Below are 23,440 nucleotides of genomic sequence, written 5' to 3'. Positions count from 1 at the left end.
TCGCGGTCCCAGTGGTGTCGGAGGGAGAACGGACGGGGAGGCGGGCGGGTCAGGCGCCGATGAGCTTGGCGAACTTCTCTTCGTACGCCGTCTCTTCCTCGGAGCTGAGGGAGCGGAAGGCCCGTGACTTCGCGGCCATCGCCCTGTCCGGGAGGATCAGCGTGTTGGACGCCATGGACGCGTCGATCTTCGCGAGTTCCGTGGCGACCCCGTCCACGGGACAGACGTAGTTGATGTAGGCGGCGAGCTGGGCGGCGACCGGGAGCTCGTAGTAGTAGTCCATGAGCTTCTCGGCGTTGGTCTTGTGCCGCGCCTTGGCCGGGACCAGCATGTTGTCGCTCGATGTGATGTAACCGGCCGCCGGTATCGTGAACTTGATGTCCGGGTTGTCGGACTGGAGCTGGATGATGTCGCCGGCCCAGGCCACGCAGGCCGCGATGTCGCCCTTGCTGAGGTCGGCGGTGTAGTCGTTGCCGGTGAAGCGGCGTATCTGCTTCCTGTCGACGCCCTTCTGGAGACGGCCGATGGCGGCGTCGTAGTCCGCGTCGGTGAACGAGCCCGGGTCCTTGCCCATGTCCAGGAGCGTCATGCCGACCGAGTCGCGCATCTCGGAGAGGAAGGAGACCTTGCCCTTCAGCTTCGGGTCGTCCAGCAGTTGGGTGATGGAGTCGACCTTGCGGCCGCCGGTCGCCTTCTCGTTGTAGGCGATGACGGTCGGGATGCCGGTCCAGGGGTAGGAGTAGGCGCGTCCGGGGTCCCAGTCGGGGGTACGGAACTGGGGCGACAGGTTCGCGAACGCGTGCGGGAGGTTCGCGTGGTCGAGCTTCTGCGCCCAGCCGAGCCGGATGATGCGGGCGGCCAGCCAGTCCGTCACGATGACGAGGTCGCGCCCGGTGTCCTGGCCCGCCGCGAGCTGCGGCTTTATCTTCCCGAAGAACTCGACGTTGTCGTTGATGTCCTCGGTGTACTTGACCTTGATCCCGGTGCGTTTCGTGAACGCCTCCAGCGTCGGACGGCTCTTCTCGTCCTCGCTGACGTCCATGTACTCGGTCCAGTTGGAGAAGTTGATCTGCTTCTCCGCCGCGGAGTGGTCGTCGGAGACCGCCGCGTCCCCCTCGCGTTTCGCGGGAGGGATGCCGCACGCGCTCAGGGCGCCGAGGCCGCCGAGCGTGAGGGCGCCCATGCCCGACGCCCTGAGGAGCGAACGGCGGGTGAGGGAGCCCCTGCCGTCGGTGAGGCTGCGCCTCATGGCGGCAAGCTGGGGCGCGGAGAGGCGCTCGGGCTCGTACTGCTCCATACGCGTTGCCCTTCCGGGTGGGTGGGGCCGCCGGGTGGCGGCCGCTTTCTATCGGTCCCCGAAGACGGTGCGGTGCCAGTCCTTGCGGACCACCGCGGTGTTGTCGTACATGACGTGCTTGACCTGTGTGTACTCCTCGAAGGAGTACGACGACATGTCCTTGCCGAAGCCGCTGGCCTTGTATCCGCCGTGCGGCATCTCACTGATGATCGGGATGTGGTCGTTGATCCACACACAGCCCGCCGCGATCTCACGGGTGGCGCGGTTGGCCCGGTACAGGTCGCGGCTCCAGGCGGAGGCCGCGAGGCCGTACGGGGTGTCGTTGGCGAGGGCGATCCCCTCGTCGTCGGTGTCGAAGGGCAGCACCACGAGGACCGGGCCGAAGATCTCCGCGGTGACGACCTCACTGTCCTGGGCCGCGTCCGCGATGAGGGTCGGCCGGTAGTAGGCGCCCGCGGCGAGCTCACCGCCGGGGGCCTCGCCGCCGGTGACGACGGTGGCGTAGGCGCGGGCCCGCTCGACGAAGCCCGCCACACGGTCGCGCTGCTGGTGGGTGATCAGCGGTCCGAGGTCGGTGGACGGGTCGAAGGGGGCACCGAGCCGCACGCTCTCCATGAGCGCGGCGACGCCCTCCACGAACGCGTCGTACAGCGGGCGCTGGACGTAGGCACGGGTGGCGGCCGTGCAGTCCTGGCCGGTGTTGATGAGGGAGGCGGCGACCGCGCCGTTCACCGCCGCGTCGAGATCGGCGTCGTCGAAGACGAGGAAGGGCGCCTTGCCGCCGAGTTCCAGGTGCAGGCGCTTGACGGTGGAGGTGGCGATCTCGGCGACCCGCTTGCCGACGGCGGTGGAGCCGGTGAAGGAGGTCATCACGACGTCGGGGTGGCCCACGAGGTGCTCCCCCGCGTCCCTGCCGGCGCCGGAGACGATGTTGATGACACCGTCGGGGATGCCCGCCTCCGTGGCGGCCTGCGCGAACATCAGCGAGGTCAGCGGGGTGATCTCGGCGGGCTTGAGCACGATGGTGTTGCCCGCCGCGACGGCCGGGAGAATCTTCCAGGCCGCCATCTGGAGCGGGTAGTTCCAGGGTGCGATCGACCCGACGACCCCGATGGGCTCCCTGCGCACGTAGGAGGTGTGGTCGCCGCTGTACTCTCCGGCCGACCTCCCCTCCAGGTGGCGCGCGGCGCCGGCGAAGAAGGAGGCGTTGTCGACCGTGCCGGGGACGTCGAACTCGGTGGAGAGCTTGAGGGGCTTGCCGCACTGCAGGGACTCGGCGTACGCGAAGTCGTCCGCCTGCTCCGCGAGTACGGCGGCGAAGCGGTGCAGCGCGTCGGAGCGTTCGCCCGGGGTGAGTCCCGACCAGCCGGGGAACGCCTCCCGCGCGGCGGCCACGGCGGCGTCGACGTCGTCGGTGCCCGCCAGTTCGTAGCGGAGCACCGTCGTGCCCGTCGAAGGGTCCACCACCTCCTGGTCGTGTCCTGACGTGCCGCGGCGCAGACGTCCGCCGATGTACTGCGCACCCTCGGCGAAGCGTTCCTGCACCTGGAATCCGTTGCCCATGACGCTCTCCTCCGCCGTCCCCCTGACCAGGGGCGGCGTAGCTTCTTAGCGAATTGAGTGCCGATCCTGACAGAGGGACCCTCCACCAACAAGTGATTCCGTTGTTTCCTTTTGGTTACGCGACGGAATCTGTCGACGTTGTGTCGCGTGAACAAGGAAATCCCCATACCCGCTGTCAGTGGCGGATGCCAGACTCGGCTGTCATGGGACAGGAACACATGGACGGCCTGCTGGCGCGTACGGCACGCGGCGAGCGTGTGAAGTACCTGCCGTTCTGGGGACACAGGCCCCGCCAGGACGGCAGCCTCGGGGAGAGCTGCCTCAGTCAGTGGTGGCCGGCTCCGTTCACGGTCGACTCGGTGACCTACGCGTCGGCCGAGCACTGGATGATGGCCGGCAAGGCGAGGCTCTTCGGGGACTCGGAGGCCGAGGCGCTGGCCGTCGCGGCGGGCAGCCCCGCCGCGGCGAAGAAGGTGGGCCGGCTGGTCAAGGGCTTCGACGACGGCATATGGGCGCGGGAGCGGTTCGCGCTGGTCGTCGCCGGCAGCGTCCACAAGTTCGGTCAGGACCCCGCGCTGAGGGCGTACTTGCTGGGCACGGGCGAGCGCGTCCTCGTCGAGGCCAGCCCGATGGACCGCATATGGGGCATCGGGCTCACCAAGGACGACCCGCGCACCGCGGACCCGGAGTCCTGGCGCGGGCTGAATCTGCTGGGCTTCGCGCTCATGGAGGCGCGGGAGCGTCTGCGCGGGGAGTGACACCGCGCGCGTCCGGGCCCGGGAGAGCGTGCCCCGGGCCCGGACGGTCGTTCGAGCGGGCCACGGGTCAGCGCGAGGTGCCGACGACCAGTGACGTCGCGTACGGGTCGTAGTCGTAGCCGCTGCCCGAGTCGTCATTGGCGACGGCCCAGATCAGGAACCCGAGGAAGACCGCGCTGATGACGATCGAGATCGATCCCAGGATGATCCCGGCGAGCGCCATGCCTCCGTTGGTGGCCTCGCCCCGCTTGGCCCGGCCCCGGCCGATGATGCCGAAGATCAGGGCGAGGATGCCCAGGATGATGCCGATCCCCCACATGCAGAAGCCGACCACCGCGATGATCCCCAGGACCATCGCCGCGATCCCCAGCCCGTTCGAGGGCGCCGGGCCCCAGGGCTGCTGGCCTCCGTACCCGGGGTACCCCGGGTAGCCGTACGACGCCGAGGGCTCGGCCGGAGCGGCCGGGTAGCCGTAGGACGCCGAGGGTGCGGCGGGAGCCGCCGGATAGCCGTACTGGCCGGGCTGTCCGGGTCCGTTCGGCCCGACCGGCGGCGCGGGCACCGGGGGCTGCTGCGGGCCGAAGGATCCGGCCGGTCCGGGTATGGGACCGCTGCCCCCGTCGGCACCCGGCATCGAGGTCATCGTCGGCTGGTCGTGCACGGCCGGCGGGACCGCGTCCGCGGGCTGCTTGCCGAGATCGACCCTGTTGTCCGGCGGAGCCCACGGATCGCGCGCCGCGCCTCCGCCTCCTGGCTGCTGTGTGTTGTCTGACATGGGCCTCCCCCATCGTGGTCCCGCCATGCTACGGCCCGGCTCACGGGCGCAGGGCCCCGCCTACGATGAACGACCGCAGCCGGTGCACCCGGCCGAGAAACGAGACCCGGGAGTATCCGATGCACGATCTGCACCCCTTCATCGCGGGGCTGCCCAAAGCCGAGCTCCACGTCCACCACGTCGGATCGGCTTCCCCCCGCATCGTGGCGGAACTCGCCGCCCACCACCCCGACTCCAAGGTCCCCACGGACCCGGAGGCGATCGCGGACTTCTTCACCTTCACCGACTTCGGGCACTTCATCGACGTCTACCTGTCGGTCGTGGACCTGGTCCGCACCCCGGAGGACGTCAGGCTGCTGACCTTCGAGATCGCCAGGGACATGGCGCGGCAGAACATCCGGTACGCGGAGCTGACCGTCACACCGTTCAGCTCGACCCGCCGGGGTATCCCGGAGCAGGGCTTCATGGAGGCGATCGAGGACGCCCGCAAGGCGGCCGAGGCCGAGCTCGGCGTGGTCCTGCGCTGGTGCTTCGACATTCCGGGAGAGGCCGGCCTCGAAGCCGCCGAGGAGACGACCCGGCTCGCCGTCGACCTGCGCCCCGAGGGGCTGGTCTCCTTCGGCCTGGGCGGGCCCGAGGTCGGGGTGGACCGCCCGCAGTTCAAGCCCTACTTCGACCGTGCGATCGCCGAGGGACTGCACTCCGTCCCGCACGCCGGGGAGACCACGGGCCCGCAGACGGTCTGGGACGCGCTCACCGCGCTGCGCGCGGAGCGCATCGGGCACGGCACCAGCTCCACCCAGGATCCGAGGCTGCTGGCGCATCTCGCCGAGCACCGCATCGCCCTGGAGGTCTGCCCGACGTCGAACATCGCCACCCGCGCGGTCGCGGACCTCGACCGGCACCCGATCAAGGAGATGGTCGCGGCGGGCGTCCTCGTCACGGTGAACAGCGACGACCCGCCCATGTTCGGCACCGATCTCAACAACGAGTACGGGGTGGCGGCCCGGCTGCTCGGCCTGGACGAGCGCGGTCTGGCCGGTCTCGCCAAGAACGCGGTGGAGGCCTCGTACCTCGACGCGGCCGGCAAGCGGACGCTGGCCGCCGAGATCGACACGTACACGGCGAACTGGCTGGCGGCGCCGGGCCGGTGACCACTCCGGTCACAATGGCCCCATGACCACCACCGTCACCGCCGTGGCCCACCGCGGCGATCCCTACCGCGCCCGCGAGAACACGCTCCCCTCGGTCCACTCCGCCGTGGACCGGGGGGCGGACGCGGTCGAGATCGATGTCCGTGTCACCCGCGACCGGGTGCCCGTGCTCCTCCACGACTCCACGCTGGAACGCCTGTGGGGCCACGACAGCCGCCTCGACCGGCTGGACCATCATCGGCTGAATGAGCTCACCGGCGGCGGGGTGCCCACCCTTCGCGAGGCGCTGTCCGCCGTCGGTGACCGCCGGATCATGCTCGACCTGCCCGGCGCCACCGACGCGTCCGTACGGGAGATCGTCGGGGTCGTGCGGGAGTGCGGCGCGCAGGAGCGCGTGTACTACTGCGCGGACACGCACGCGATGCTGAAGGTGCGCGCGGCCGATCCGTCCGCCGAGATCGCGCTGACCTGGACGACGCTCGCGCCGCCGCGCGCCGTACTGCTCGAAGCCGTCCGGCCGCGCTGGCTGAACTACCGCTTCGGCCTGCTCAGCCGCGGGCTGGCCGACCGTGTCCACGCCGACGGGCTGCTGGTCTCCGCCTGGACGGTGGACACCCGCCGCACGATGCGACGGCTCCTCGCGTACGGCGTCGACTCGATCACCACCAACCGGATCGACGCGCTCCGCGCCCAGTTGGCCAACTGGGCTCCGTACGACGCCTCTTGATCGGTCCGGCATCATGGGCGGTCCGTACCGTCCGTGACCCCAGGAGCCGACGTGACCGAGTCCGGTCCCCGTACCGCACCCTCCCGTGTCCGTGCCGACATCGCCCACAACGCGCGGGTGTGGAACTACTGGCTGGGCGGCGGCGACAACTATCCCGTCGACCGCATGGTGGGCGACCGCGTCACCGGCATGTACCCGAGCATCGGCGAGGTGGCCCGTGCCGACCGGGCGTTCCTGGGCCGGACGGTGCGTCATCTGGCCGGTGACGTGGGAATCGGCCAGTTCCTGGACATCGGCACCGGGCTGCCGACCGCGGACAACACCCACGAGGTCGCCCAGCACACCGCGCCCGACGCACGGGTCGTCTATGTCGACAACGACCCGATCGTCCTGGCGCACGCGCGTTCCCTGCTGACCAGCTCGCCCGAGGGCGCCACCGAGTACGTCGACGCGGACGCCCGGGATCCTGAGCGGATCCTGCGGTCGGCCGGCCGGACCCTCGACCTGCGGCGCCCGGTCGCGGTGATGATGCTGGGCATCCTCAACTTCGTCCTGGACACGGACGAGGCGCGGGGAATCGTGTCGACGCTGATGGACGCCCTGCCTTCGGGCAGCCATCTGGTGCTCACCCATCCCACGCTGGAGCTGGGCGGCGAGGGCAACGAGGCCGCGATGCGCTTCTGGAACGAGAACGCCACCCCGCCGATCACGGCCCGCAGCCGCTCCGAGTTCGCCGCGTTCCTCGACGGCCTGGAGATCCTGGAGCCGGGCATCGTGTCCTGCTCCCGCTGGCGGGCGGCGCCCGTCCGTCAGAACCCGGAGGTCGCCCAGTTCGGCGCGGTCGGCCGGAAGCCCTGATGCGGTGGCCTCCGCTCCGGGAACAGGGGGCCCGCCGGCTGTCCCGTGAGGCGTGGGCCGCCGACATCGGCGTCGCCTGCTGGTGCAGGCCGCGGTGACCATGCCGTTCGTGGTGCCCCGCTCCGCGGGCCTGCCGCCGGCCACCCGGGCGGCGGTAAACGGAGCTGCGGCATGAGTTCACGCCGTCCCGGCCGCCTCCAGGCGCTTGATCATGCGGCGGACGACGAGCAGCGGGATGACCCCGAAGACCCCGAAGGACATGTCGATGACGGTCCACCAGAAGGGGATGTCGCGGATCGGTCCGCAGATCAGGGCGAGCGGGATGATCCCGGCACAGGCGATCATCCCGAACTCGATCACCCAGATGTTGCGGACCGGATCACGGTAGGGGCCGTAGAAGGCGACCGCGATGACGAGGTGGGCGAAGGCCAGCCAGTCGGTGCCGTACAGGACGAAGGGGTAGTCCGCGTCGGCCTCGTCGAGGCCGGTGCGGACCCGGGTGATCCATTCCGTCAGGGCCGGGAAGTGCTCGGGGGCGGGAGAGGCGGAGGAGTTCAACAGGTCCTCCGCCCAGTGGAGTTCGGTGACCAGCGGGAAGGCGGTCAGCCCGCTGAGCACCAGACAGACGATGAACACGACCAACCACACGCGTATGCGCCGCAAGAGGGCTCGCTCGCTCATGCCCGCAGCGTACGCCCATCATGAACACGTTCAAAAAGAGGGGGGTCTCCTGCACTCCGCCCGATCTCAGCGAGGGCATGACGGGTGGATGCCCCCTCCCCGGCCGCCCCCCGGCCACCCCCGATTCGACTGGCAGGAGACGGTCACCCGTCGTCGCGCGCACAGCCGGACCCGCCGAGGTTCCCGGAAGGATTCGATCCCCCTCCGGGCGGGGAGCCGCGGGTGCGGGTGCGGCGGAGTGGGACGCAGGCCGGCGGGCGGGGCGTACGCGCGTCACAGGCCGACGATGGAGTTCCACTTCTTGGCGAACCCGGTGCGCTCCTCGGAGGTGATGTCGCGCGCGATGGCCAGCCGTGACCGCATCGCGCCGTCGGGGAAGATCAGCGGATCCTCGGCGAGCGCGGCGGTCTCCTCGTCCTTGGAGGAGGCCAGGACGTCCCGGGCGGCGGGCACTGGGCAGACGTAGTTGACCCACGTGGCCAGCTCCGCCGCGACTGCCGGGTCGTAGTAGTGGTCGACGAGCTGCTCCGCGTTGCGCTTGTGGGCGGCGAGGTTCGGAATCATCAGGGACTCGGACCAGAGTTCCGCCCCCTCCTCGGGCACCACGAACTCGATGTCCGGGTTGTCGGCCTGGAGCTGAATCACGTCCCCTGAGTAGGCCTGGCAGGCGAGCACATCGCCGTTGGCCAGGTCCTTGATGTAGTCGTTGCCGGTGAAGCGGCGGATGTGGCGCGACCTCACACGCTTCTCCACCTGCTCGCACATCGCGTGGAAGTCGTCGCCGGTCCAGCGGGTGATGTCGGCGCCGTCGCCCTGCATCAACAGGGCGAAGGCCTCGTCGAGACCGGAGAGCAGCGTCACCCGGCCGCGCAGGTCGTCCGCCCAGAGCTCGCTCGTACGGCGGATCTCCCGGCCGAGCTTCTTCCGGTTGTAGGCGATGCCGGTGATCCCGGACTGCCAGGGCACGCTGTGCAGCCGCCCCCGGTCGAACGCGGGCGCGCGCAACTGGGGGTCCAGGTACGCGGTGACGTTCGGCTGCCTCGACCGGTCCATCTCCTGCACCCAGCCGAGCCGTACGAAGCGGGCCGCCATCCAGTCGCTGATGACGACGAGGTCCCGCCCCGTCGACTGGTGGTTCATCAGCGCCGGGCTGACCTTCCCGAAGAACTCGTCGTTGTCGTTGATCTCCTCGGTGTAGGTGACGGAGATCCCCGTGCGGCGCGAGAACGCGTCGAGCGTCGGCCTCTTCGACCCGTCCTCCTCGTCGGTGTCGATGTAGAGGGGCCAGTTGGCGAAGTGCAGGGAGCGGTCACTGTCCGAACTGTCGCGGCCCGCGCGGTCGCCCGGCTCGACATAGGCGGCGGGCACGCCGCAGCCGGCCAGAGCGGCACCGGCAGCACCGGCCCCGAGGGACCGCAGGAGGGAACGACGGGACATGAGGTGGTCCGTGATCGAGCGCACCCGCGCAGCATGTCGGTAGGGCGCCGCGCCGGGCAATGGACCAACCGTCCAGCGCGAACCGCCTGTTGCGCACACCTTGTCGAGGGCCTCGGGTCCCGGGGCCGTCCTGGACGGCGCGCGGTGGACCGGTCCGGGTCTGGGCGGGACAGCCGAACGGCCCCGGGCGGGAGCCCGGGGCCGTCAGGGACGCGGTACCGCGTCAGGGGGCGGTACCGCTCAGCCGTCGAGCGACGTCATGACGTGCTTGATGCGGGTGTAGTCCTCGAAGCCGTAGGCGGAGAGGTCCTTGCCGTAGCCGGACTTCTTGAACCCGCCGTGCGGCATCTCCGCGACGAGCGGGATGTGGGTGTTGATCCACACGCAGCCGAAGTCGAGGTTCTTCGACATCCGCATCGCACGGGAGTGGTCCTTGGTCCACACCGAGGAGGCCAGGGCGTATTCGACGCCGTTGGCGTACCCGACGGCCTGGGCCTCGTCCGTGAAGGACTGGACGGTGATGACGGGCCCGAAGACCTCGTGCTGGATGATCTCGTCGTCCTGCTGGAGCCCGGAGACCACGGTCGGGGCGTAGAAGTAGCCCTTGTCGCCGACCCGGTGGCCGCCCGCCTCGACCTTGGCGTGCGCGGGGAGCCGCTCGATGAAGCCGCTGACCTGCGCCAGCTGGTTGGCGTTGTTGAGCGGGCCGTAGAGCACGTCCTCGTCGTCCGGCAGGCCGGTCTTCGTGTCGGCCGCCGCCTTGGCGAGCGCCGTGACGAACTCGTCGTGGACGGACTCGTGGACCAGGACGCGGGTGGCTGCCGTGCAGTCCTGGCCGGCGTTGAAGTAGCCCGCCACGGAGATGCCCTCGACGGCCTTGGCGATGTCGGCGTCCTCGAAGACGACGACCGGGGCCTTTCCGCCGAGCTCCAGGTGGACGCGCTTGACGTCCTTGGACGCGGACTCGGCGACCTGCATTCCGGCCCGTACCGAGCCGGTGATGGAGGCCATCGCCGGGGTCGGGTGCTCGACCATCGCGCGGCCGGTGTCGCGGTCGCCGCAGATGACGTTGAAGACGCCCTTGGGGAGGATCTGCCCGATGATCTCGGCGATCAGCACGGTCGACGCCGGAGTGGTGTCGGAGGGCTTGATGACGACGGTGTTGCCCGCGGCGAGCGCCGGGGCGAACTTCCACACGGCCATCATCATCGGGTAGTTCCACGGCGCGACCTGGGCGCAGACGCCCACCGGCTCACGGCGGACGATGGAGGTGAGCCCCTCCATGTACTCGCCGGCCGAGCGGCCTTCGAGCAGCCGGGCGGCGCCCGCGAAGAAGCGGATCTGGTCCACCATCGGCGGGATCTCTTCGGTACGCGTGAGCTCCAGCGGCTTGCCGGTGTTCTCCGACTCCGCCGCGATGAGGTCCTCGGCCCTCTCCTCGAAGGCGTCCGCGATCTTCAGCAGTGCCTTCTGGCGTTCGGCGGGCGTCACGTCGCGCCAGGCGGGGAACGCCGCGGCGGCGGCGTCCATGGCGGCATCGACGTCGGCCTGTCCGGAGAGCGGCGAGGTCGCGTAGACCTCTTCCGTCACCGGGTTGACCACGTCGATGGTCCGCCCGTCCGCGGCGTCCCGGAACTCTCCGTTGATGTAGTTGCGCAGGCGGCGCACCTCGGTGGTCACGACCACCCCTCCTGTCGGCTGTCCGATGGGTGAGACTTCCACCCTAGACCGTCCGGTGACGCTTTCGACATACCCACCCGCCGTCTCCTTCGGATTCAGCAAGATTCAGGCATGCAGACAACGAATTTCATCGATTCAGGCTTGCCAGACAGACGAGTAGCGGTGCACAGTGGGGGTGTGGCCAGCCGTAGCGCAGACTCCAGGAACGGGAGCGGATCGTCACCAGCGGTCGATGCCGTCTCCCTCGCGATCATCGAGCAGCTCCAGGAGGACGGGCGGCGTCCGTACGCCGCGATCGGAAAGGCCGTGGGCCTGTCCGAAGCCGCCGTGCGCCAGCGCGTCCAGAAGCTGCTCGATCAGGGCGTGATGCAGATCGTCGCCGTCACGGACCCGCTCACCGTGGGGTTCCGGCGGCAGGCGATGGTGGGGATCAACGTCGAGGGTGACCTCGATCCGGTGGCCGAGGCGCTGTCGGCCATGGCCGAGTGCGAGTACGTGGTGATGACCGCGGGCTCCTTCGACCTCATGGTGGAGATCGTCTGCGAGGACGACGACCACCTGCTGGAGACGATCAACAAACGCATCCGGGCCATACCCGGAGTGCGCTCCACCGAGAGCTTCGTCTACCTCAAGCTCAAGAAGCAGACCTATATGTGGGGAACCCGATAGCCGTGAGCAAGGACCTCAGCCGAACCGCGTACGACCACCTGTGGATGCACTTCACCCGCATGTCGGACTACGAGAACGCGCCTGTTCCCACCATCGTGCGTGGCGAAGGCACCTACATCTACGACGACAAGGGCAAGCGCTACCTCGACGGCCTCTCCGGCCTGTTCGTGGTCAACGCCGGACACGGCCGCCACGAGCTCGCCGAGACGGCGTACAAGCAGGCCCAGGAGCTGGCCTTCTTCCCGGTGTGGTCCTACGCCCACCCCAAGGCCGTCGAGCTCGCCGAGCGACTCGCCCACCACGCCCCGGGCGACCTCAACAAGGTCTTCTTCACCACCGGCGGCGGCGAGGCGGTCGAGACCGCCTGGAAGCTGGCGAAGCAGTACTTCAAGCTCAAGGGCAAGCCGACCAAGTACAAGGTCATCTCGCGCGCGGTCGCCTACCACGGCACCCCGCAGGGCGCCCTGTCCATCACCGGACTGCCCGCGCTCAAGGCCCCGTTCGAGCCACTGGTCCCCGGCGCGCACAAGGTGCCGAACACCAACATCTACCGCGCCCCCCTCTTCGGCGACGACCCGGAGGCCTTCGGCCGCTGGGCCGCCGACCAGATCGAGCAGCAGATCCTCTTCGAGGGCCCGGACACCGTCGCCGCGGTCTTCCTGGAGCCGGTGCAGAACGCCGGTGGCTGTTTCCCGCCGCCCCCCGGATACTTCCAGCGCGTCCGGGAGATCTGCGACCGGTACGACGTGCTGCTCGTCTCCGACGAGGTCATCTGCGCCTTCGGCCGGCTCGGCACGATGTTCGCCTGCGACAAGTTCGGCTACGTCCCGGACATGATCACCTGCGCCAAGGGCATGACCTCGGGCTACTCCCCCATCGGCGCCTGCATCATCTCCGACCGCCTGGCCGAGCCGTTCTACGAGGGTGACAACACCTTCCTGCACGGCTACACCTTCGGCGGCCACCCGGTGTCCGCCGCGGTCGGTCTCGCCAACCTCGACATCTTCGAGCGCGAGGGCCTCAACCAGCACGTCCTGGACAACGAGAGCGCGTTCCTGAAGACCCTGCAGAAGCTGCACGACCTGCCGATCGTCGGCGATGTCCGCGGCAACGGCTTCTTCTACGGCATCGAGCTGGTGAAGGACAAGGCCACCAAGGAGACCTTCACCGACGAGGAGACCGAGCGCGTCCTGTACGGCTTCCTCTCCAAGGCGCTGTACGAGAACGGCCTCTACTGCCGGGCCGACGACCGCGGCGACCCGGTCGTCCAGCTCGCGCCGCCGCTGATCTCCGACCAGTCGACGTTCGACGAGATCGAAGGCATCCTGCGGAACGTCCTGACGGAGGCCTGGACCAAGCTCTGATCGACGCACCCGGCTGCCGTCGGCGGAGCCTCCGGCAGTCATTTCATACGGACCACGCGGCCCGGATGCACCCTTTCGAGTGAGAAGGGAGGCATCCGGGCCGCGTACTGTCCCGACACCCCGGTCCGGCTGCCTAGCGTGCCGAGTGACCGATCGGCCGCGTATTCGTTGAATTCGTTCCCCCGTACGGGGGCTGGGAAATCTGATCCGAACCGAGGTGTACGCCATGGTGGCCCCGCCCGACAACGACGTGATCTGGGCACGTTCCCTGCACCACTCGCACAACGGATCGCCGGGGCTGGGTGGTGTCTCCCTCGGTGTCCGTGACGGCGAGATCCTCGCCGTGACCGGCCCTCGCGGGTGCGGGAAGACGACCCTCCTGCACTGCCTCTCCGGCCAGCTCGTGCCCCAGCAGGGCGAGGTCTGGTTCAACAGCGTGCCCGTTCACACCATGGGCCCCCGGCTCCGCGAGCAGCTCCGCCGGGAGAGATTCGGCTGGATCGCGGCCGAGCCGCAGCTCGTGCCCGAGCTCAGCACCTGGGAGAACGCGGCCCTGCCGCTGCTGCTGAGGGGCGTCTCGCACCGGGCGGCGAAGAAGGCGGCCACCGAGTGGCTGGAGCGCCTGGACATCGGCCCCCTCGCCAAGAAGCGTCCTCACACCCTGCTCCAGTCCCAGCGCCAGCGGATCTCCGTGGCCCGCGCGCTGGCCGCGTCGCCTTCCGTGATCTTCGCGGACGAGCCGACCGCTTCCCTGCACCACGCCGAGCGCGCGCAGCTCCTGCGCACCCTCACCACCGCGGCGAGGTCCCACGGGATCACCGTCGTGCTCGCCACCCACGACGCGGAGGTCGCCGCACTCGCCGACCGCGTGGTCGCCATGCTGGACGGCCGCCGCGTCAGCACCGTCTCCCTGCCCGCCGCGACCGATACGGAAGGCCGCTCGGCGTGCTCGCTCTCCGTCTGACCCGCGGCTCGCACCCCCTGGTCCTGATGCGCCGGCTGCTCCTCGCCGCCGCGTCGGCCGGGGTCGGCTTCCTTCTCCTGTGCACCCTGGGGTACGCCTCCGGGCACCCGGCGCACGCGTCGGGTTCCGTGCTGCGGCTGCTGTGGTGCGCCGTGCCGCTCGCCGCGACCGTCCAGTTCGCGGTCGCGGTGGCTCGGACGGATCCGGGTACCCGCCCGCGGCCGGCGCTCTTCGCCGCCGGCCTGGGGCCGGCCCGGCTCGCGCTGCTGGCGGCGATCTCGACGGCGGTCTCCACCACGCTGGGGTCGGTGGTGGCGCTGCTCCTCTTCCTGCATCTGCGCGGCGATCTGACCGGTCTGCCGTTCGACGGAGGGGCGGCGGAGTTCCTCGGCGCGGGCACCCCGCTGCCGCTCGCCGCGGCGCTGACGCTGCTGGCCGTCGTGCCGCTGGCCGCGTCCGCGGCCGGTGGGCTCTCCGTGCGCTCCCGGCAGGTCGCGCCGTCCGAGGCTCAGGAGGCCGAGGCGGATCTCGCGCCGTCCCCGACGCCGACGGGACTGCCCTGGGGCGTCGCGCTCACCGCGGCCGGACTCGCGGTCGAGGCGTACGCGAGCCGCGGTTCGGCGGGCAGCCCCTTCCCCCTGCCGGGCCGGCTGGACTCCACCCCCGCCGCCGTGCTCGTGGGATGGACGCTCACCGCGATCGGCCTGGCCATGGCGGGGCCCGGCCTGACCCATCTGTGCGGACGGCTGCTCCAGGCTGTGCGCCCCGGCGCCGTACGGCTGCTCGCGGGGAGAGTCCTGATGGACGAGGCCTCCCGCATCGGGCGGCCACTGGGAATCGTCTGCGCGGTGGTGTCCGGGGTGATCGCCGCCTCCGTGCTGTACACGGGCGGGCCCCGCCCCTTCGGCCCGCTCACGGCGCTCGGCGCCCTGCTCGTCATCGGCTGCACCCTGGCGACGCTGCTGACCACGGCGCTGGAGGCCAAGCAGGCCCGCGCCCGTACGGCCGCGACCCTGCTGCGGCTCGGCGCCCCGGCCTCCGCGCTGCGCACCGCCGCCGCCCTGCGGGCACTTGTGCTTCTCGCCGTCTTCGCGCCGCTGACCTGGGTGATCGCGGAGCTCGCTGCGCTGCCTCTGACGGGGTGACACCCCTCGCCGGGGAGGTACGTAGCATGGCGGCGTGGATAATCCGGACGAGTACGCGTACGCACTTGGCGTCGAGATCGAGACGCTCACAGCATTCGACAAGGCGGCCGAGGCCGGAACCCTCGCCGGCCACCGTGTCCAGTCCGTCGACCTGACGGACCGGACCGGCGTCCTGCTCACGACGGACACCCGGGCCGCTGTCTTCCTCGGCTGCCGCATATCGCCCCACGCCGAGGCGAAGATACGCGGGGACGGGGCCTTCGTCTTCCCGCCGGTGCCCGGGCTGCCCTTCGACCCCTACCGTGGCCTCCTCTACACCCCCGAGGCGCTGTACGAGGGGCTGGCCGAAGGGGGGTACGCCTCGACCCCGGACGCACGGGCGTACGACTGGTTCCAGCTGACCAGGTCGAACGGTGACGTCTTCGCCTCGATGCTGCGGGCCCTGCACGACGACGCGGTCTCCGACGCACTGGACGAACACCTCGTCGGAGCACGCGTGGTGGGCGTGATGGGCGGCCACGCCATGGCCCGGGGCTCCGACGAGTACCGCGGCGCGGCGGTGCTCGGCAGGGAGCTGGCCCGCAGCGGTCTGACGGTGGCGACGGGCGGCGGCCCGGGCGCCATGGAGGCGGCCAACCTCGGTGCCTACGCCGCACCGCACTCCGATGCCATGCTGCTCAAGGCCTGCGAGCTCCTCGCCTCGGCACCGTCGTTCAGCCCCTCGGTCACCGACTGGGCGAAGGCCGCGTTCGCCGTGCGGGACCGCTGGCCCGACGGCGGCTCCTCGGTGGCGGTACCGACCTGGTTCTACGGCCACGAGCCGCCCAACGCCTTCGCGGACCACATCGCCAAGTACTTCGCGAACGCCGTGCGCGAGGACGGCCTCCTGGCCCGCTCCACCGCCGGTGTGATCTTCCTTCCGGGCGCCGCCGGGACCGTGCAGGAGATCTTCGACAACGCGACGCCGAACTACTACGAGTCGCGTTCCGCGCCCACGCCGATGGTGCTGGTGAACCGCGCTCACTGGACGGAGAAGCTGCCCGCCTGGCCGCTGCTGAGCGCGCTGGCCGAGGGCCGGAAGATGGAGTCCCGGATCGCACTCGTCGACACGGTGGAGGAGGCGGCCGGGGCGCTCGCGCGGCTGACGGGCTGACCGCGACCGGTCGCGGTCATCGGGTGTCGAGCCCGGCGTCCAGGGCGCCGAAGAGCCGCCTCCCAGCCGTTCTTCAGGGTGCTGGCCGCCGGCCGGACAGGTCACGCCGGGGGAAGCACCACCGTCTCCGCGGGGTCGAAGGTCACGCCGACGGCCGTTCCCTCGTCCGGGGTCTCCCGCAGGCCGCACTCCGCCTCCAGTGCCGGGCCGTCCTCCGGGTGCAGGAGGACGGTGACGTGGTGCCCGCGGAAGGTGCGTACGCCGACCGTGCAGCGCAGGCCGCCCTTCGGGCCGCCGATCCGGACACCGCCCGGCCGGACGAGCAGCTCGCACTCACCCTGGGAGGAGCCGTCGGGCACCAGTACCTCGCCCCAGGCGGTGTCGGCGGTCGTGCCGGTGACCGTGGCGTCCACCAGGTTGTCGAAACCGAGGAAGCGCGCGACGAACGCCGACGCCGGATGCCGCCAGACCTCCAGCGGGGTGCCGGCCTGGGCGATCCGTCCGTCCCGCATGACCACGACCCGGTCGGCGAGCGCGAAGGCCTCGCCCTGGTCATGGGTGACGGCGAGGACCGTGGTGCCCAGCCTGCCGAAGAGGGTACGGAGCTCGACGACGAGCCGTTCCCGCAGGCTCCGGTCCAGCTGACCCAGCGGTTCGTCCAGCATCAGCAACTTCGGACGCGGGGCCAGGGCCCGTGCGAGGGCCACCCGCTGCTGCTCGCCGCCGGACAGCGCGGCGACGGCCCGCCGTCCGGCTCCGGGCAGGCCGACCAGGTCCAGCAGCTCATCGGCCCGGCGGTCGCGCTCGGCCCGGGTGACGCCGTGCATCCGCAGGCCGAAGCCGACGTTGGCGCCGACGTCACGGTGCGGGAACAGCTGGTGGTCCTGGAACATCAGCCCGAGACCGCGCCGGTGCACGGGCAGCGGCGCCTGGTCCTCACCGTCCAGCAGCACCCGCCCGCCGTCCAGGGGCTGCAGCCCGGCCACCGCCCGCAGCAGCGTCGACTTGCCGCTGCCACTCGGCCCCAGCACACAGACGATCTCGTGGTCCGCGACCACCAGGTCCACCGCGTCCAGGGCGGTGCGCTTCCCGAAGCGGACCGTGGCGGACTCCACTGCCAGCATCTCTAGAACTCCCCGGATCGGTCGGTGCGGATACGTTCGAGCAGGAGCAGCGACACCGCGCAGACGAGCATCAGAATCGTGCTCAGGGCCATCGCCTGGCCGTAGTTGAGCTCTCCGGAACGCCCCAGCAGCCTGGCCACCGCGACCGGCAGGGTGGGGTTGTCGGGACGCGCGATGAACACGGTCGCTCCGAACTCACCGAGCGACACGGCGAAGGCGAAGCCCGCGGCGACCATGACGGCCCGCCGGACCAGCGGCAGGTCCACCTCGCGCCAGGCCCGCAGCGGCGAGGCGCCGAGCACCGCCGCGGCCTCCCTCAGCCGGTCGTCCACGGCACGCAGCACCGGCAGCATCGTCCGTACGACGAAGGGCACGCCCACCAGAGCCTGGGCGAGCGGGACGAGGATCCAGGACGTCCGCAGGTCGAGCGGCGGCTCGTCGAGCGTGATGAGGAAGCCGAAGCCGACGGTGACGGCTGAGACACCGAGCGGCAGCATCAGAAGCGCGTCGAAGCCCCGGACCAGCCGGCCCGCCCGACGGGTCAGGGCGGCGGCGGCGAGGCCACCGATCACGAGGGCGATGAGGGTCGCGGCCAGCGCGTACCGCAGGGAGTTCCCGATCGCGTCGAGCGGCGGCACCAGGAAGGTGGAGCCGTTGGCGTCGGCGGACTGCAGGGCGCGGTAGAAGGCGAACCCGTAGCCGCCGGAGGTGTCGAAGGAACGCTCCACCAGCACGCCGAGCGGCAGCAGGACGAGCAGGAGCACGGTCAGCAGGACGCCGCCGAGCAGCGCACGCTGTCCGGCCCCGCGCGGCGGCCGGGAGGTCTGCGCCGGATCGACCAGCCGCAGTGCGGTCTCCCTGCGCCGTACGGTCCACGCGTGCACGGCGAGGATCCCGCCGACCGCCGCGAACTGCACCAGGGTCAGCACGGCGGCCGTCGGCAGGTCCAGCAGCTGCGCGGTCTGCCGGTAGATCTCCACCTCAAGCGTGGAATAGGCCGGGCCGCCGAGGATCTGGACGACTCCGAAGGAGGTGAAGGTGAAGAGGAAGACCATCAGGGCGGCGGCTGCCACCGCCGGGCCCAGCGCGGGCAGGGTCACCCGCCGCCATGCCGCGAACCGTCCCGCCCCGAGGACCCGTGCGGCCTCCTCCTGGCGGGGGTCGAGCTGCGCCCACAGGCCGCCCACGGTCCGTACGACGACGGCGTAGTTGAAGAAGACATGGGCGAGCAGGATCGCCCACACGGTGGTGTCGAGCCTGACCCCCCACAAGTCGTCGAGGAAACCGCCGCGCCCCAGCAGGGCGAGGAACGCCGTGCCCACCACGACGGTGGGCAGCACGAACGGCACGGTCACCACGGCCCGCAGCAGCTGCTTGCCGGGGAAGTCGAAGCGGGCGAAGACGTAGGCGCCGGGCAGCGCGATCAGCAGGGTGAGCACGGTGGAGGCGAGAGCCTGCCAGGTCGTGAACCAGAGGACGTCCAGGATGTCGGGCCGGCTCAGCACCGTACCGATCCGGCCGAACTGCCAGTCACCCTCCGCCTTCAGGCCCCTCCCGACGATCGCGGCGACGGGATAGGCGAAGAGCAGCCCGAAGAACGCGACGGGCACGGCCATCAGGCCGAGCCGCACCGCGTTCCCCCTCCACGCGGTACGCGCGCGGGCTACTTCACGACGAGCGAGGACCATGACTGGACCCACTGCTCACGGTTCTTGGCGATCTTCTCCGGGGCCACCGTCGTCGGCTCGTCCACGGTCGCGCCGAACTTCGTGAAGAGCTCCGGCAGCTTCGCGTCCTTCACCACCGGGTTCACGAACATGTTCAGCGGCATGTCCTCCTGGAACCGCTTGCTGATCAGGAAGTCCAGCAGCGCCTTGCCGCCCGCCTCGTTCTTCGCGCCGTCCAGCAGGCCGGCGAACTCGGTCTGGCGGAAGCAGGTGCCGGTGGCGACTCCTGTCGGGGCCTCGGTGGGCTTCGGATCGGCGTACAGCACCTCGACGGGCGGGCTGGAGGCGTACGAGACGACGAGCGGACGGTCGGCCTTGGTCTTCCTGCCGCCGGCCGAGCCGGAGAACTCCTCGTTGTAGGCCTGCTCCCAGCCGTCGACGGTCTTGACGCCGTTGTCCTTCAGCTTCTTCCAGTAGTCCTGGTAGCCGGTCTCGCCGTAGGTGGCGACGGTGCCGAGCAGGAAGCCGAGGCCGGGCGAGGAGGTCGCGGCGTTCTCGGTGACGAGGAGGTTCCTGTACGCGGGCTTCAGCAGGTCGTCGAAGGACTTCGGCGGGGCGAGCTTCCTGTCGGCGAAGTACTTCTTGTCGTAGTTGACACAGATGTCGCCGGTGTCGACGGGCGTGACCCGGTGCCGGTCCGCGTCGAGCTGGGCGTCGGCCGCGACACGGCCGAGGCCCTTCGCCTCGTACGGCGTGAACAGGCCGGCGTCCAGGGCGCGGGAGAGCAGGGTGTTGTCGACGCCGAAGAACACGTCGCCACGGGGGGATCCCTTGGTCAGGATCTCCTGGTTGAGCGCGGCTCCGGCGTCCCCGCTCTTGAGCACCTTGACCTTGTAGCCGGTCTCCTTCGTGAACTCCTTCAGCACGGCGTCCGAGGCGTTGAACGAGTCGTGGCTGACCAGCGTGACGGTCTTGGAGCCGGCCCCCGTGTCGCCGGAGGCCTTGTCGTCGGAGCCGCCGCAGCCCGCGAGCACGGTGACGCCGAGCGCGGCGGCGAGCGCCGTCGCGGCGTACTTCGTGGTGGTGTTCATCTGATTCCTCCTGGAGGTGACCAGGAAGAGACGCGGCCCTGCCCGCTCGGCGAGCGGGCAGGGCGCAACAGCTTGAGTAAGGTCCGAACTTCCTACCCGGAATGACCCGGGCGAGGTTCAGAGGGTCTGCGGCCGACCTGTCCTCGGTGCCGCACTCTCAGCGCTGTGGCGCTCCCCTGTCGGAATATGCAGTTGATTTCCTGGCCAGGCTACACCGGCCGGATCATGCCCGACCGGCCGGATAGCGCCGGTCCCGGAACCCCCTCAGCGCTCGGAGGCCGCCAGCTGCCCGCAGGCGCCGTCGATCTCCTGGCCACGGGTGTCCCGGACGGTGACCGGCACGCCGTGGGCTGCGATCGCCTCGACGAACGCCTTCTCGTCCTCGGGCCGCGAGGCGGTCCACTTGGAGCCCGGGGTCGGGTTCAGCGGGATGAGGTTGACGTGTACCCGCTTGCCCTTGAGCAGCCGGCCGAGCCTGTCGCCCCGCCACGCCTGGTCGTTGATGTCCCGGATCAGCGCGTACTCGATGGAGATGCGGCGGCCCGACTTCTCCGCATACTCCCAGGCGGCGTCCAGGACCTCACGGACCTTCCAGCGGGTGTTCACGGGGACGAGGGTGTCGCGCAGCTCGTCGTCCGGAGCGTGCAGCGAGACGGCGAGGCGGCACTTGAAGCCCTCGTCGGCGAAGCGCAGCATCGCCGGCACCAGGCCCACCGTGGACACGGTGATCCCACGCTGGGAGAGCCCCAGGCCGTCAGGCTCCGGGTCCGTCAGCCGACGGATCGCCCCGACGACGCGCTTGTAGTTGGCCAGCGGCTCGCCCATGCCCATGAAGACGATGTTGGAGAGCCGCGCCGGCCCGCCCGGGACCTCGCCGTCGCGCAGGGCCCGCATGCCGTCCACGATCTGGTGCACGATCTCGGCGGTCGACAGGTTCCGGTCGAGACCCGCCTGCCCGGTCGCGCAGAAGGGGCAGTTCATCCCGCAGCCCGCCTGCGAGGAGATGCACATGGTGACCCGGTCCGGATACCGCATGAGCACGGACTCGACGAGCGTGCCGTCGTGCAGCTTCCAGAGCGTCTTGCGGGTGGTGTCGTCGTCACAGCTGATGTGGCGCATGACCGACATCAGATCCGGGAACATCGCCTCGGCGAGCTTGTCGCGCGACGCGGCCGGGATGTTGGTCCACTCCGCCGGGTCGTGCGCGTACCGCGTGAAGTAGTGCTGCGACAGCTGCTTGGCGCGGAAGGGCTTCTCGCCGGTCGCGGCGACTGCTTCCTTGCGCTCGTCGGGGGTGAGGTCGGCGAGGTGCCGCGGCGGCCGCTTGGCTCCACGGGGCGCGACGAAAGTGAGTTCTCCGGGCTTAGGCATGGTTCCTCCAGTGTTACAGACACGCAGAGGTAGTAGGGACCGCGAGCGGCTCAGGAGAGGCGAGGGGCCCCGGACCCGGCTGCCGCCGGTCGCCCGACGGTGGCGTCGTGGCCCCTTCCGGGGCCCTTCGCCAGGCCCGGGGACGGCCCGGGCAGCGCGCGGACCGTGACCGATCGCACGCGCCGGCGTGGGAGCGCGCCGGCCGTGGGAACGCACGAAGGGCCCGCCGTGGACGGCGGGCCCTTCGTGACAGCGCGGTACGGAGCCGAGGGCCGGGTCAGCCCGATCCGACGAACAGCACCAGCAGCAGCCACACGACCGGCGCGCTCGGCAGGAGCGAGTCGAGCCGGTCCATGATGCCGCCGTGACCGGGCAGCAGCGTGCCCATGTCCTTGATGCCCAGATCCCTTTTGATCATGGACTCGCCCAGGTCGCCCAGCGTGGCGCTGACGGCGACCGCGAGGCCCATCAGCAGGCCCTGCCACCAGCTCCCGCCGTCGATCAGGAACTCCATGCACAGGGCGCCGGCCACCATGGCGAAGGCGACGGCACCGAACAGACCCTCACGGGTCTTCCCGGGGCTGATGCGCGGCGCCAGCTTGTGCGTCCCGAAGCGCCAGCCGACGGCGTACGCGCCGGTGTCGCTGACCACGGTCAGCAGGAGGAACGTCAGCACGCGCCACGCACCGTCGTCCGCGGTGAGCATCATGGAGACGAACGTCGCCAGGAACGGTACGTAGAACACGGCGAAGACACCCGCCGTGACGTCCTTCAGGTACCCCTCGGGCCGCTCCGTCATCCGCCACACGAGCACCGCGAGGGCCGTGAGCGCCATGGCTACCCAGGCGCCCTCCGCCTGCCGCACATAACCGGCGACCACCATCGCGGCGCCGCCGACGGCGAGCGGCACGAGGGGGGCGTTGATGCCCTTGCGCTCCTTGAGGCGGGAGGTGAGTTCCCAGAGACCGACCACCACCGCCAGCACGACCACGCCGACGAAGACGGCCTTCACGACGAAGAGAGAGCCGGCGACGAGAGCACCGAGACCGAGACCGACCCCTATGGCGGCACGCAGGTCACGCCCCGCGCGCTTCTTGTGCGGCGGGGACGGCGGCGGGGTGGACATGGGCTCCTGCGGCTTCTCGTCACGGAACGGGGGGCCGCTGACGCGCGCGGCGTCCCCGTTCCGGTCGTCGCGGTCGTCAGCGTCTCTACCTGCGTCGGGAACGTCCGGCACGATGGGCATGGGCCGAGTCTGCTGGGCGCCGTGCACATCGTATGCAGGACCCGCCGGAGCGGCCCCCATCTCGGGCGTGCTCCAGTAACCGGCTCCCTGCGGGGCGCCCCAGGAAGAGTCGTTCATCAGACTTCGAGCAGCTCGGCTTCCTTGTGCTTGAGCAGCTCGTCCACCTGCGCCACGTACTTCGCGGTGGTGTCGTCGAGCTCCTTCTCCGCGCGACGGACCTCGTCCTCGCCGGACTCCTTGTCCTTGACGAGCTTGTCGAGCGACTCCTTGGCCTTGCGGCGGATGGAGCGGATCGAGATCTTGGAGTCCTCGGCCTTGGTCTTGGCGACCTTGATGTACTCCTTGCGGCGGTCCTGCGTGAGCTCGGGGAACGTCACACGGATGATGTTGCCGTCGTTGCTCGGGTTGACGCCGAGGTCGGAGTCACGGATCGCCTGCTCGATGTTGCGCAGCGCCGTCTTGTCGAACGGGGTCACCACGGCCATGCGCGGCTCGGGGACCGAGAACGAGGCCAGCTGGTTGATCGGGGTCAGCGCGCCGTAGTAGTCGGCGACGATCTTGTTGAACATCGCCGGGTGCGCACGGCCGGTGCGGATCGCGGCGAAGTCCTCTTTCGCGACCACGACGGCCTTCTCCATCTTCTCCTCGGCCTCGAGGAGGATTTCTTCGATCACCACGTGCTCCTGCGTGTCTTGAGCGGACCCGTCATCGTCGGG

General features: G+C 70.4%; 21 protein-coding genes and 1 riboswitch. Of the genes, 9 read left to right on the top strand and 12 right to left on the bottom strand.

Features of this window, described 5'->3' with window-relative positions; all coding sequences use genetic code 11:
• Positions 1–49: 49 nt before the first annotated feature.
• Together ACIRJR_RS26645 and ACIRJR_RS26640 are read right to left on the bottom strand one after the other, a co-directional pair.
• Positions 50–1,297 (bottom strand): PotD/PotF family extracellular solute-binding protein, encoded by a 1,248-nt coding sequence (locus ACIRJR_RS26645; RefSeq protein ID WP_403785011.1) that lies wholly within the window; start codon positions 1,295–1,297, stop codon positions 50–52.
• A gap of 48 nt (positions 1,298–1,345) precedes the next feature.
• The gene (locus tag ACIRJR_RS26640; protein WP_403785009.1) at positions 1,346–2,860 is read right to left on the bottom strand and encodes a gamma-aminobutyraldehyde dehydrogenase; all 1,515 of its coding nucleotides are present in this window, start codon (positions 2,858–2,860) and stop codon (positions 1,346–1,348) included.
• A gap of 218 nt (positions 2,861–3,078) precedes the next feature.
• On the opposite strand from ACIRJR_RS26640, the gene ACIRJR_RS26635 reads away from it, so the two are divergent.
• Positions 3,079–3,618 carry an NADAR family protein gene (locus ACIRJR_RS26635; protein WP_403785163.1) on the top strand — a complete coding sequence of 180 codons (540 nt, stop codon included), beginning with the start codon at positions 3,079–3,081 and terminating at the stop codon, positions 3,616–3,618.
• A 67-nt stretch (positions 3,619–3,685) separates the two neighbouring features.
• Here the strand turns inward: ACIRJR_RS26635 and ACIRJR_RS26630 are convergent, their stop codons facing one another.
• A complete protein-coding gene (locus tag ACIRJR_RS26630) occupies positions 3,686–4,393 on the bottom strand; it encodes a DUF4190 domain-containing protein (RefSeq protein WP_403785007.1) in 708 nt (235 codons plus the stop codon).
• A 119-nt stretch (positions 4,394–4,512) separates the two neighbouring features.
• Between ACIRJR_RS26630 and ACIRJR_RS26625 the strand changes: the two genes are divergently transcribed.
• Genes ACIRJR_RS26625 through ACIRJR_RS26615 form a run of 3 tightly spaced genes read left to right on the top strand, consistent with a single transcriptional unit; the run spans position 4,513 to position 7,132 of the window.
• Positions 4,513–5,547, top strand: coding sequence for an adenosine deaminase (locus ACIRJR_RS26625; RefSeq protein WP_403785005.1), 1,035 nt, complete (start codon positions 4,513–4,515; stop codon positions 5,545–5,547).
• 22 nt (positions 5,548–5,569) lie between these two features.
• Positions 5,570–6,274, top strand: coding sequence for a glycerophosphodiester phosphodiesterase (locus tag ACIRJR_RS26620; protein WP_403785003.1), 705 nt, complete (start codon positions 5,570–5,572; stop codon positions 6,272–6,274).
• Between the two features lie 51 nt (positions 6,275–6,325).
• Complete coding sequence (locus ACIRJR_RS26615) at positions 6,326–7,132, top strand: SAM-dependent methyltransferase (protein ID WP_403785001.1); 807 nt, start codon at positions 6,326–6,328, stop codon at positions 7,130–7,132.
• Positions 7,133–7,309: 177 nt separating this feature from the next.
• Here the strand turns inward: ACIRJR_RS26615 and ACIRJR_RS26610 are convergent, their stop codons facing one another.
• The 3 genes from ACIRJR_RS26610 to ACIRJR_RS26600 form a co-directional block, all read right to left on the bottom strand.
• Entirely contained in the window at positions 7,310–7,813 is a 504-nt protein-coding gene (locus ACIRJR_RS26610; RefSeq protein WP_403784999.1) for a hypothetical protein, read from the bottom strand.
• A gap of 273 nt (positions 7,814–8,086) precedes the next feature.
• The gene (locus ACIRJR_RS26605; RefSeq protein ID WP_403784997.1) at positions 8,087–9,250 is read right to left on the bottom strand and encodes a spermidine/putrescine ABC transporter substrate-binding protein; all 1,164 of its coding nucleotides are present in this window, start codon (positions 9,248–9,250) and stop codon (positions 8,087–8,089) included.
• 240 nt (positions 9,251–9,490) lie between these two features.
• Positions 9,491–10,930: a gamma-aminobutyraldehyde dehydrogenase gene (locus tag ACIRJR_RS26600; protein WP_403784995.1), complete on the bottom strand. Its 1,440-nt coding sequence runs from the start codon at positions 10,928–10,930 to the stop codon at positions 9,491–9,493.
• A 162-nt stretch (positions 10,931–11,092) separates the two neighbouring features.
• Here ACIRJR_RS26600 and ACIRJR_RS26595 point away from each other — a divergent pair, with 162 nt between their 5' ends.
• The 5 genes from ACIRJR_RS26595 to ACIRJR_RS26575 all read left to right on the top strand — a co-directional run bounded on the left by ACIRJR_RS26595 (position 11,093) and on the right by ACIRJR_RS26575 (position 16,225).
• Positions 11,093–11,599, top strand: coding sequence for an Lrp/AsnC family transcriptional regulator (locus ACIRJR_RS26595; RefSeq protein WP_403785161.1), 507 nt, complete (start codon positions 11,093–11,095; stop codon positions 11,597–11,599).
• Entirely contained in the window at positions 11,584–12,963 is a 1,380-nt protein-coding gene (locus tag ACIRJR_RS26590) for an aspartate aminotransferase family protein (RefSeq protein WP_403784993.1), read from the top strand. Before ACIRJR_RS26595 ends, ACIRJR_RS26590 begins: the two co-directional genes overlap by 16 nt.
• 226 nt (positions 12,964–13,189) lie before the next feature.
• Complete coding sequence (locus ACIRJR_RS26585) at positions 13,190–13,927, top strand: ABC transporter ATP-binding protein (RefSeq protein WP_403784991.1); 738 nt, start codon at positions 13,190–13,192, stop codon at positions 13,925–13,927.
• Positions 13,909–15,072 (top strand): hypothetical protein, encoded by a 1,164-nt coding sequence (locus ACIRJR_RS26580; RefSeq protein ID WP_403784989.1) that lies wholly within the window; start codon positions 13,909–13,911, stop codon positions 15,070–15,072. The genes ACIRJR_RS26585 and ACIRJR_RS26580 overlap by 19 nt, the downstream gene beginning before the upstream one ends.
• A gap of 34 nt (positions 15,073–15,106) precedes the next feature.
• Positions 15,107–16,225: an LOG family protein gene (locus ACIRJR_RS26575; protein WP_403784987.1), complete on the top strand. Its 1,119-nt coding sequence runs from the start codon at positions 15,107–15,109 to the stop codon at positions 16,223–16,225.
• Between the two features lie 101 nt (positions 16,226–16,326).
• On the opposite strand, the gene ACIRJR_RS26570 is transcribed toward ACIRJR_RS26575, so the two are convergent.
• The 6 genes from ACIRJR_RS26570 to frr all read right to left on the bottom strand — a co-directional run bounded on the left by ACIRJR_RS26570 (position 16,327) and on the right by frr (position 23,398).
• Entirely contained in the window at positions 16,327–17,349 is a 1,023-nt protein-coding gene (locus ACIRJR_RS26570; protein ID WP_403784985.1) for an ABC transporter ATP-binding protein, read from the bottom strand.
• A 2-nt stretch (positions 17,350–17,351) separates the two neighbouring features.
• Positions 17,352–18,965 carry an ABC transporter permease gene (locus ACIRJR_RS26565; protein WP_403785158.1) on the bottom strand — a complete coding sequence of 538 codons (1,614 nt, stop codon included), beginning with the start codon at positions 18,963–18,965 and terminating at the stop codon, positions 17,352–17,354.
• Between the two features lie 47 nt (positions 18,966–19,012).
• Positions 19,013–20,107, bottom strand: coding sequence for a thiamine ABC transporter substrate binding subunit (locus ACIRJR_RS26560; RefSeq protein WP_403784983.1), 1,095 nt, complete (start codon positions 20,105–20,107; stop codon positions 19,013–19,015).
• 71 nt (positions 20,108–20,178) lie between these two features.
• Positions 20,179–20,295, bottom strand: a riboswitch (TPP riboswitch).
• Between the two features lie 76 nt (positions 20,296–20,371).
• A complete protein-coding gene (gene rlmN / locus ACIRJR_RS26555) occupies positions 20,372–21,478 on the bottom strand; it encodes a 23S rRNA (adenine(2503)-C(2))-methyltransferase RlmN (protein ID WP_033304082.1) in 1,107 nt (368 codons plus the stop codon).
• A 277-nt stretch (positions 21,479–21,755) separates the two neighbouring features.
• The gene (locus ACIRJR_RS26550; RefSeq protein WP_403784981.1) at positions 21,756–22,841 is read right to left on the bottom strand and encodes a phosphatidate cytidylyltransferase; all 1,086 of its coding nucleotides are present in this window, start codon (positions 22,839–22,841) and stop codon (positions 21,756–21,758) included.
• Positions 22,841–23,398, bottom strand: a complete 558-nt coding sequence (frr, locus tag ACIRJR_RS26545; RefSeq protein WP_031100531.1) for a ribosome recycling factor — start codon at positions 23,396–23,398, stop codon at positions 22,841–22,843. Before frr ends, ACIRJR_RS26550 begins: the two co-directional genes overlap by 1 nt.
• Positions 23,399–23,440: the final 42 nt, after the last annotated feature.

The sequence above is a fragment of the Streptomyces sp. NPDC102402 genome (genome assembly GCF_044765765.1).
GTDB lineage: Bacteria > Actinomycetota > Actinomycetes > Streptomycetales > Streptomycetaceae > Streptomyces.
Note: the sequence above shows the minus strand (reverse complement) of the source record. Positions and strands in the feature narration are given on the sequence as shown.

Excerpts from the sequence above, each read along its gene's own strand:
- ACIRJR_RS26645 (WP_403785011.1), bottom strand. The coding sequence starts at position 1,297 with ATGGAGCAGTACGAGCCCGAGCGCCTCTCCGCGCCCCAGCTTGCCGCC.
- ACIRJR_RS26640 (WP_403785009.1), bottom strand. The coding sequence starts at position 2,860 with ATGGGCAACGGATTCCAGGTGCAGGAACGCTTCGCCGAGGGTGCGCAG.
- ACIRJR_RS26635 (WP_403785163.1), top strand. The coding sequence starts at position 3,079 with ATGGACGGCCTGCTGGCGCGTACGGCACGCGGCGAGCGTGTGAAGTAC.
- ACIRJR_RS26630 (WP_403785007.1), bottom strand. The coding sequence starts at position 4,393 with ATGTCAGACAACACACAGCAGCCAGGAGGCGGAGGCGCGGCGCGCGAT.
- ACIRJR_RS26625 (WP_403785005.1), top strand. The coding sequence starts at position 4,513 with ATGCACGATCTGCACCCCTTCATCGCGGGGCTGCCCAAAGCCGAGCTC.
- ACIRJR_RS26620 (WP_403785003.1), top strand. The coding sequence starts at position 5,570 with ATGACCACCACCGTCACCGCCGTGGCCCACCGCGGCGATCCCTACCGC.
- ACIRJR_RS26610 (WP_403784999.1), bottom strand. The coding sequence starts at position 7,813 with ATGAGCGAGCGAGCCCTCTTGCGGCGCATACGCGTGTGGTTGGTCGTG.
- ACIRJR_RS26605 (WP_403784997.1), bottom strand. The coding sequence starts at position 9,250 with ATGTCCCGTCGTTCCCTCCTGCGGTCCCTCGGGGCCGGTGCTGCCGGT.
- ACIRJR_RS26585 (WP_403784991.1), top strand. The coding sequence starts at position 13,190 with ATGGTGGCCCCGCCCGACAACGACGTGATCTGGGCACGTTCCCTGCAC.
- ACIRJR_RS26570 (WP_403784985.1), bottom strand. The coding sequence starts at position 17,349 with ATGCTGGCAGTGGAGTCCGCCACGGTCCGCTTCGGGAAGCGCACCGCC.
- ACIRJR_RS26565 (WP_403785158.1), bottom strand. The coding sequence starts at position 18,965 with ATGGCCGTGCCCGTCGCGTTCTTCGGGCTGCTCTTCGCCTATCCCGTC.
- ACIRJR_RS26560 (WP_403784983.1), bottom strand. The coding sequence starts at position 20,107 with ATGAACACCACCACGAAGTACGCCGCGACGGCGCTCGCCGCCGCGCTC.
- rlmN (WP_033304082.1), bottom strand. The coding sequence starts at position 21,478 with ATGCCTAAGCCCGGAGAACTCACTTTCGTCGCGCCCCGTGGAGCCAAG.
- ACIRJR_RS26550 (WP_403784981.1), bottom strand. The coding sequence starts at position 22,841 with ATGAACGACTCTTCCTGGGGCGCCCCGCAGGGAGCCGGTTACTGGAGC.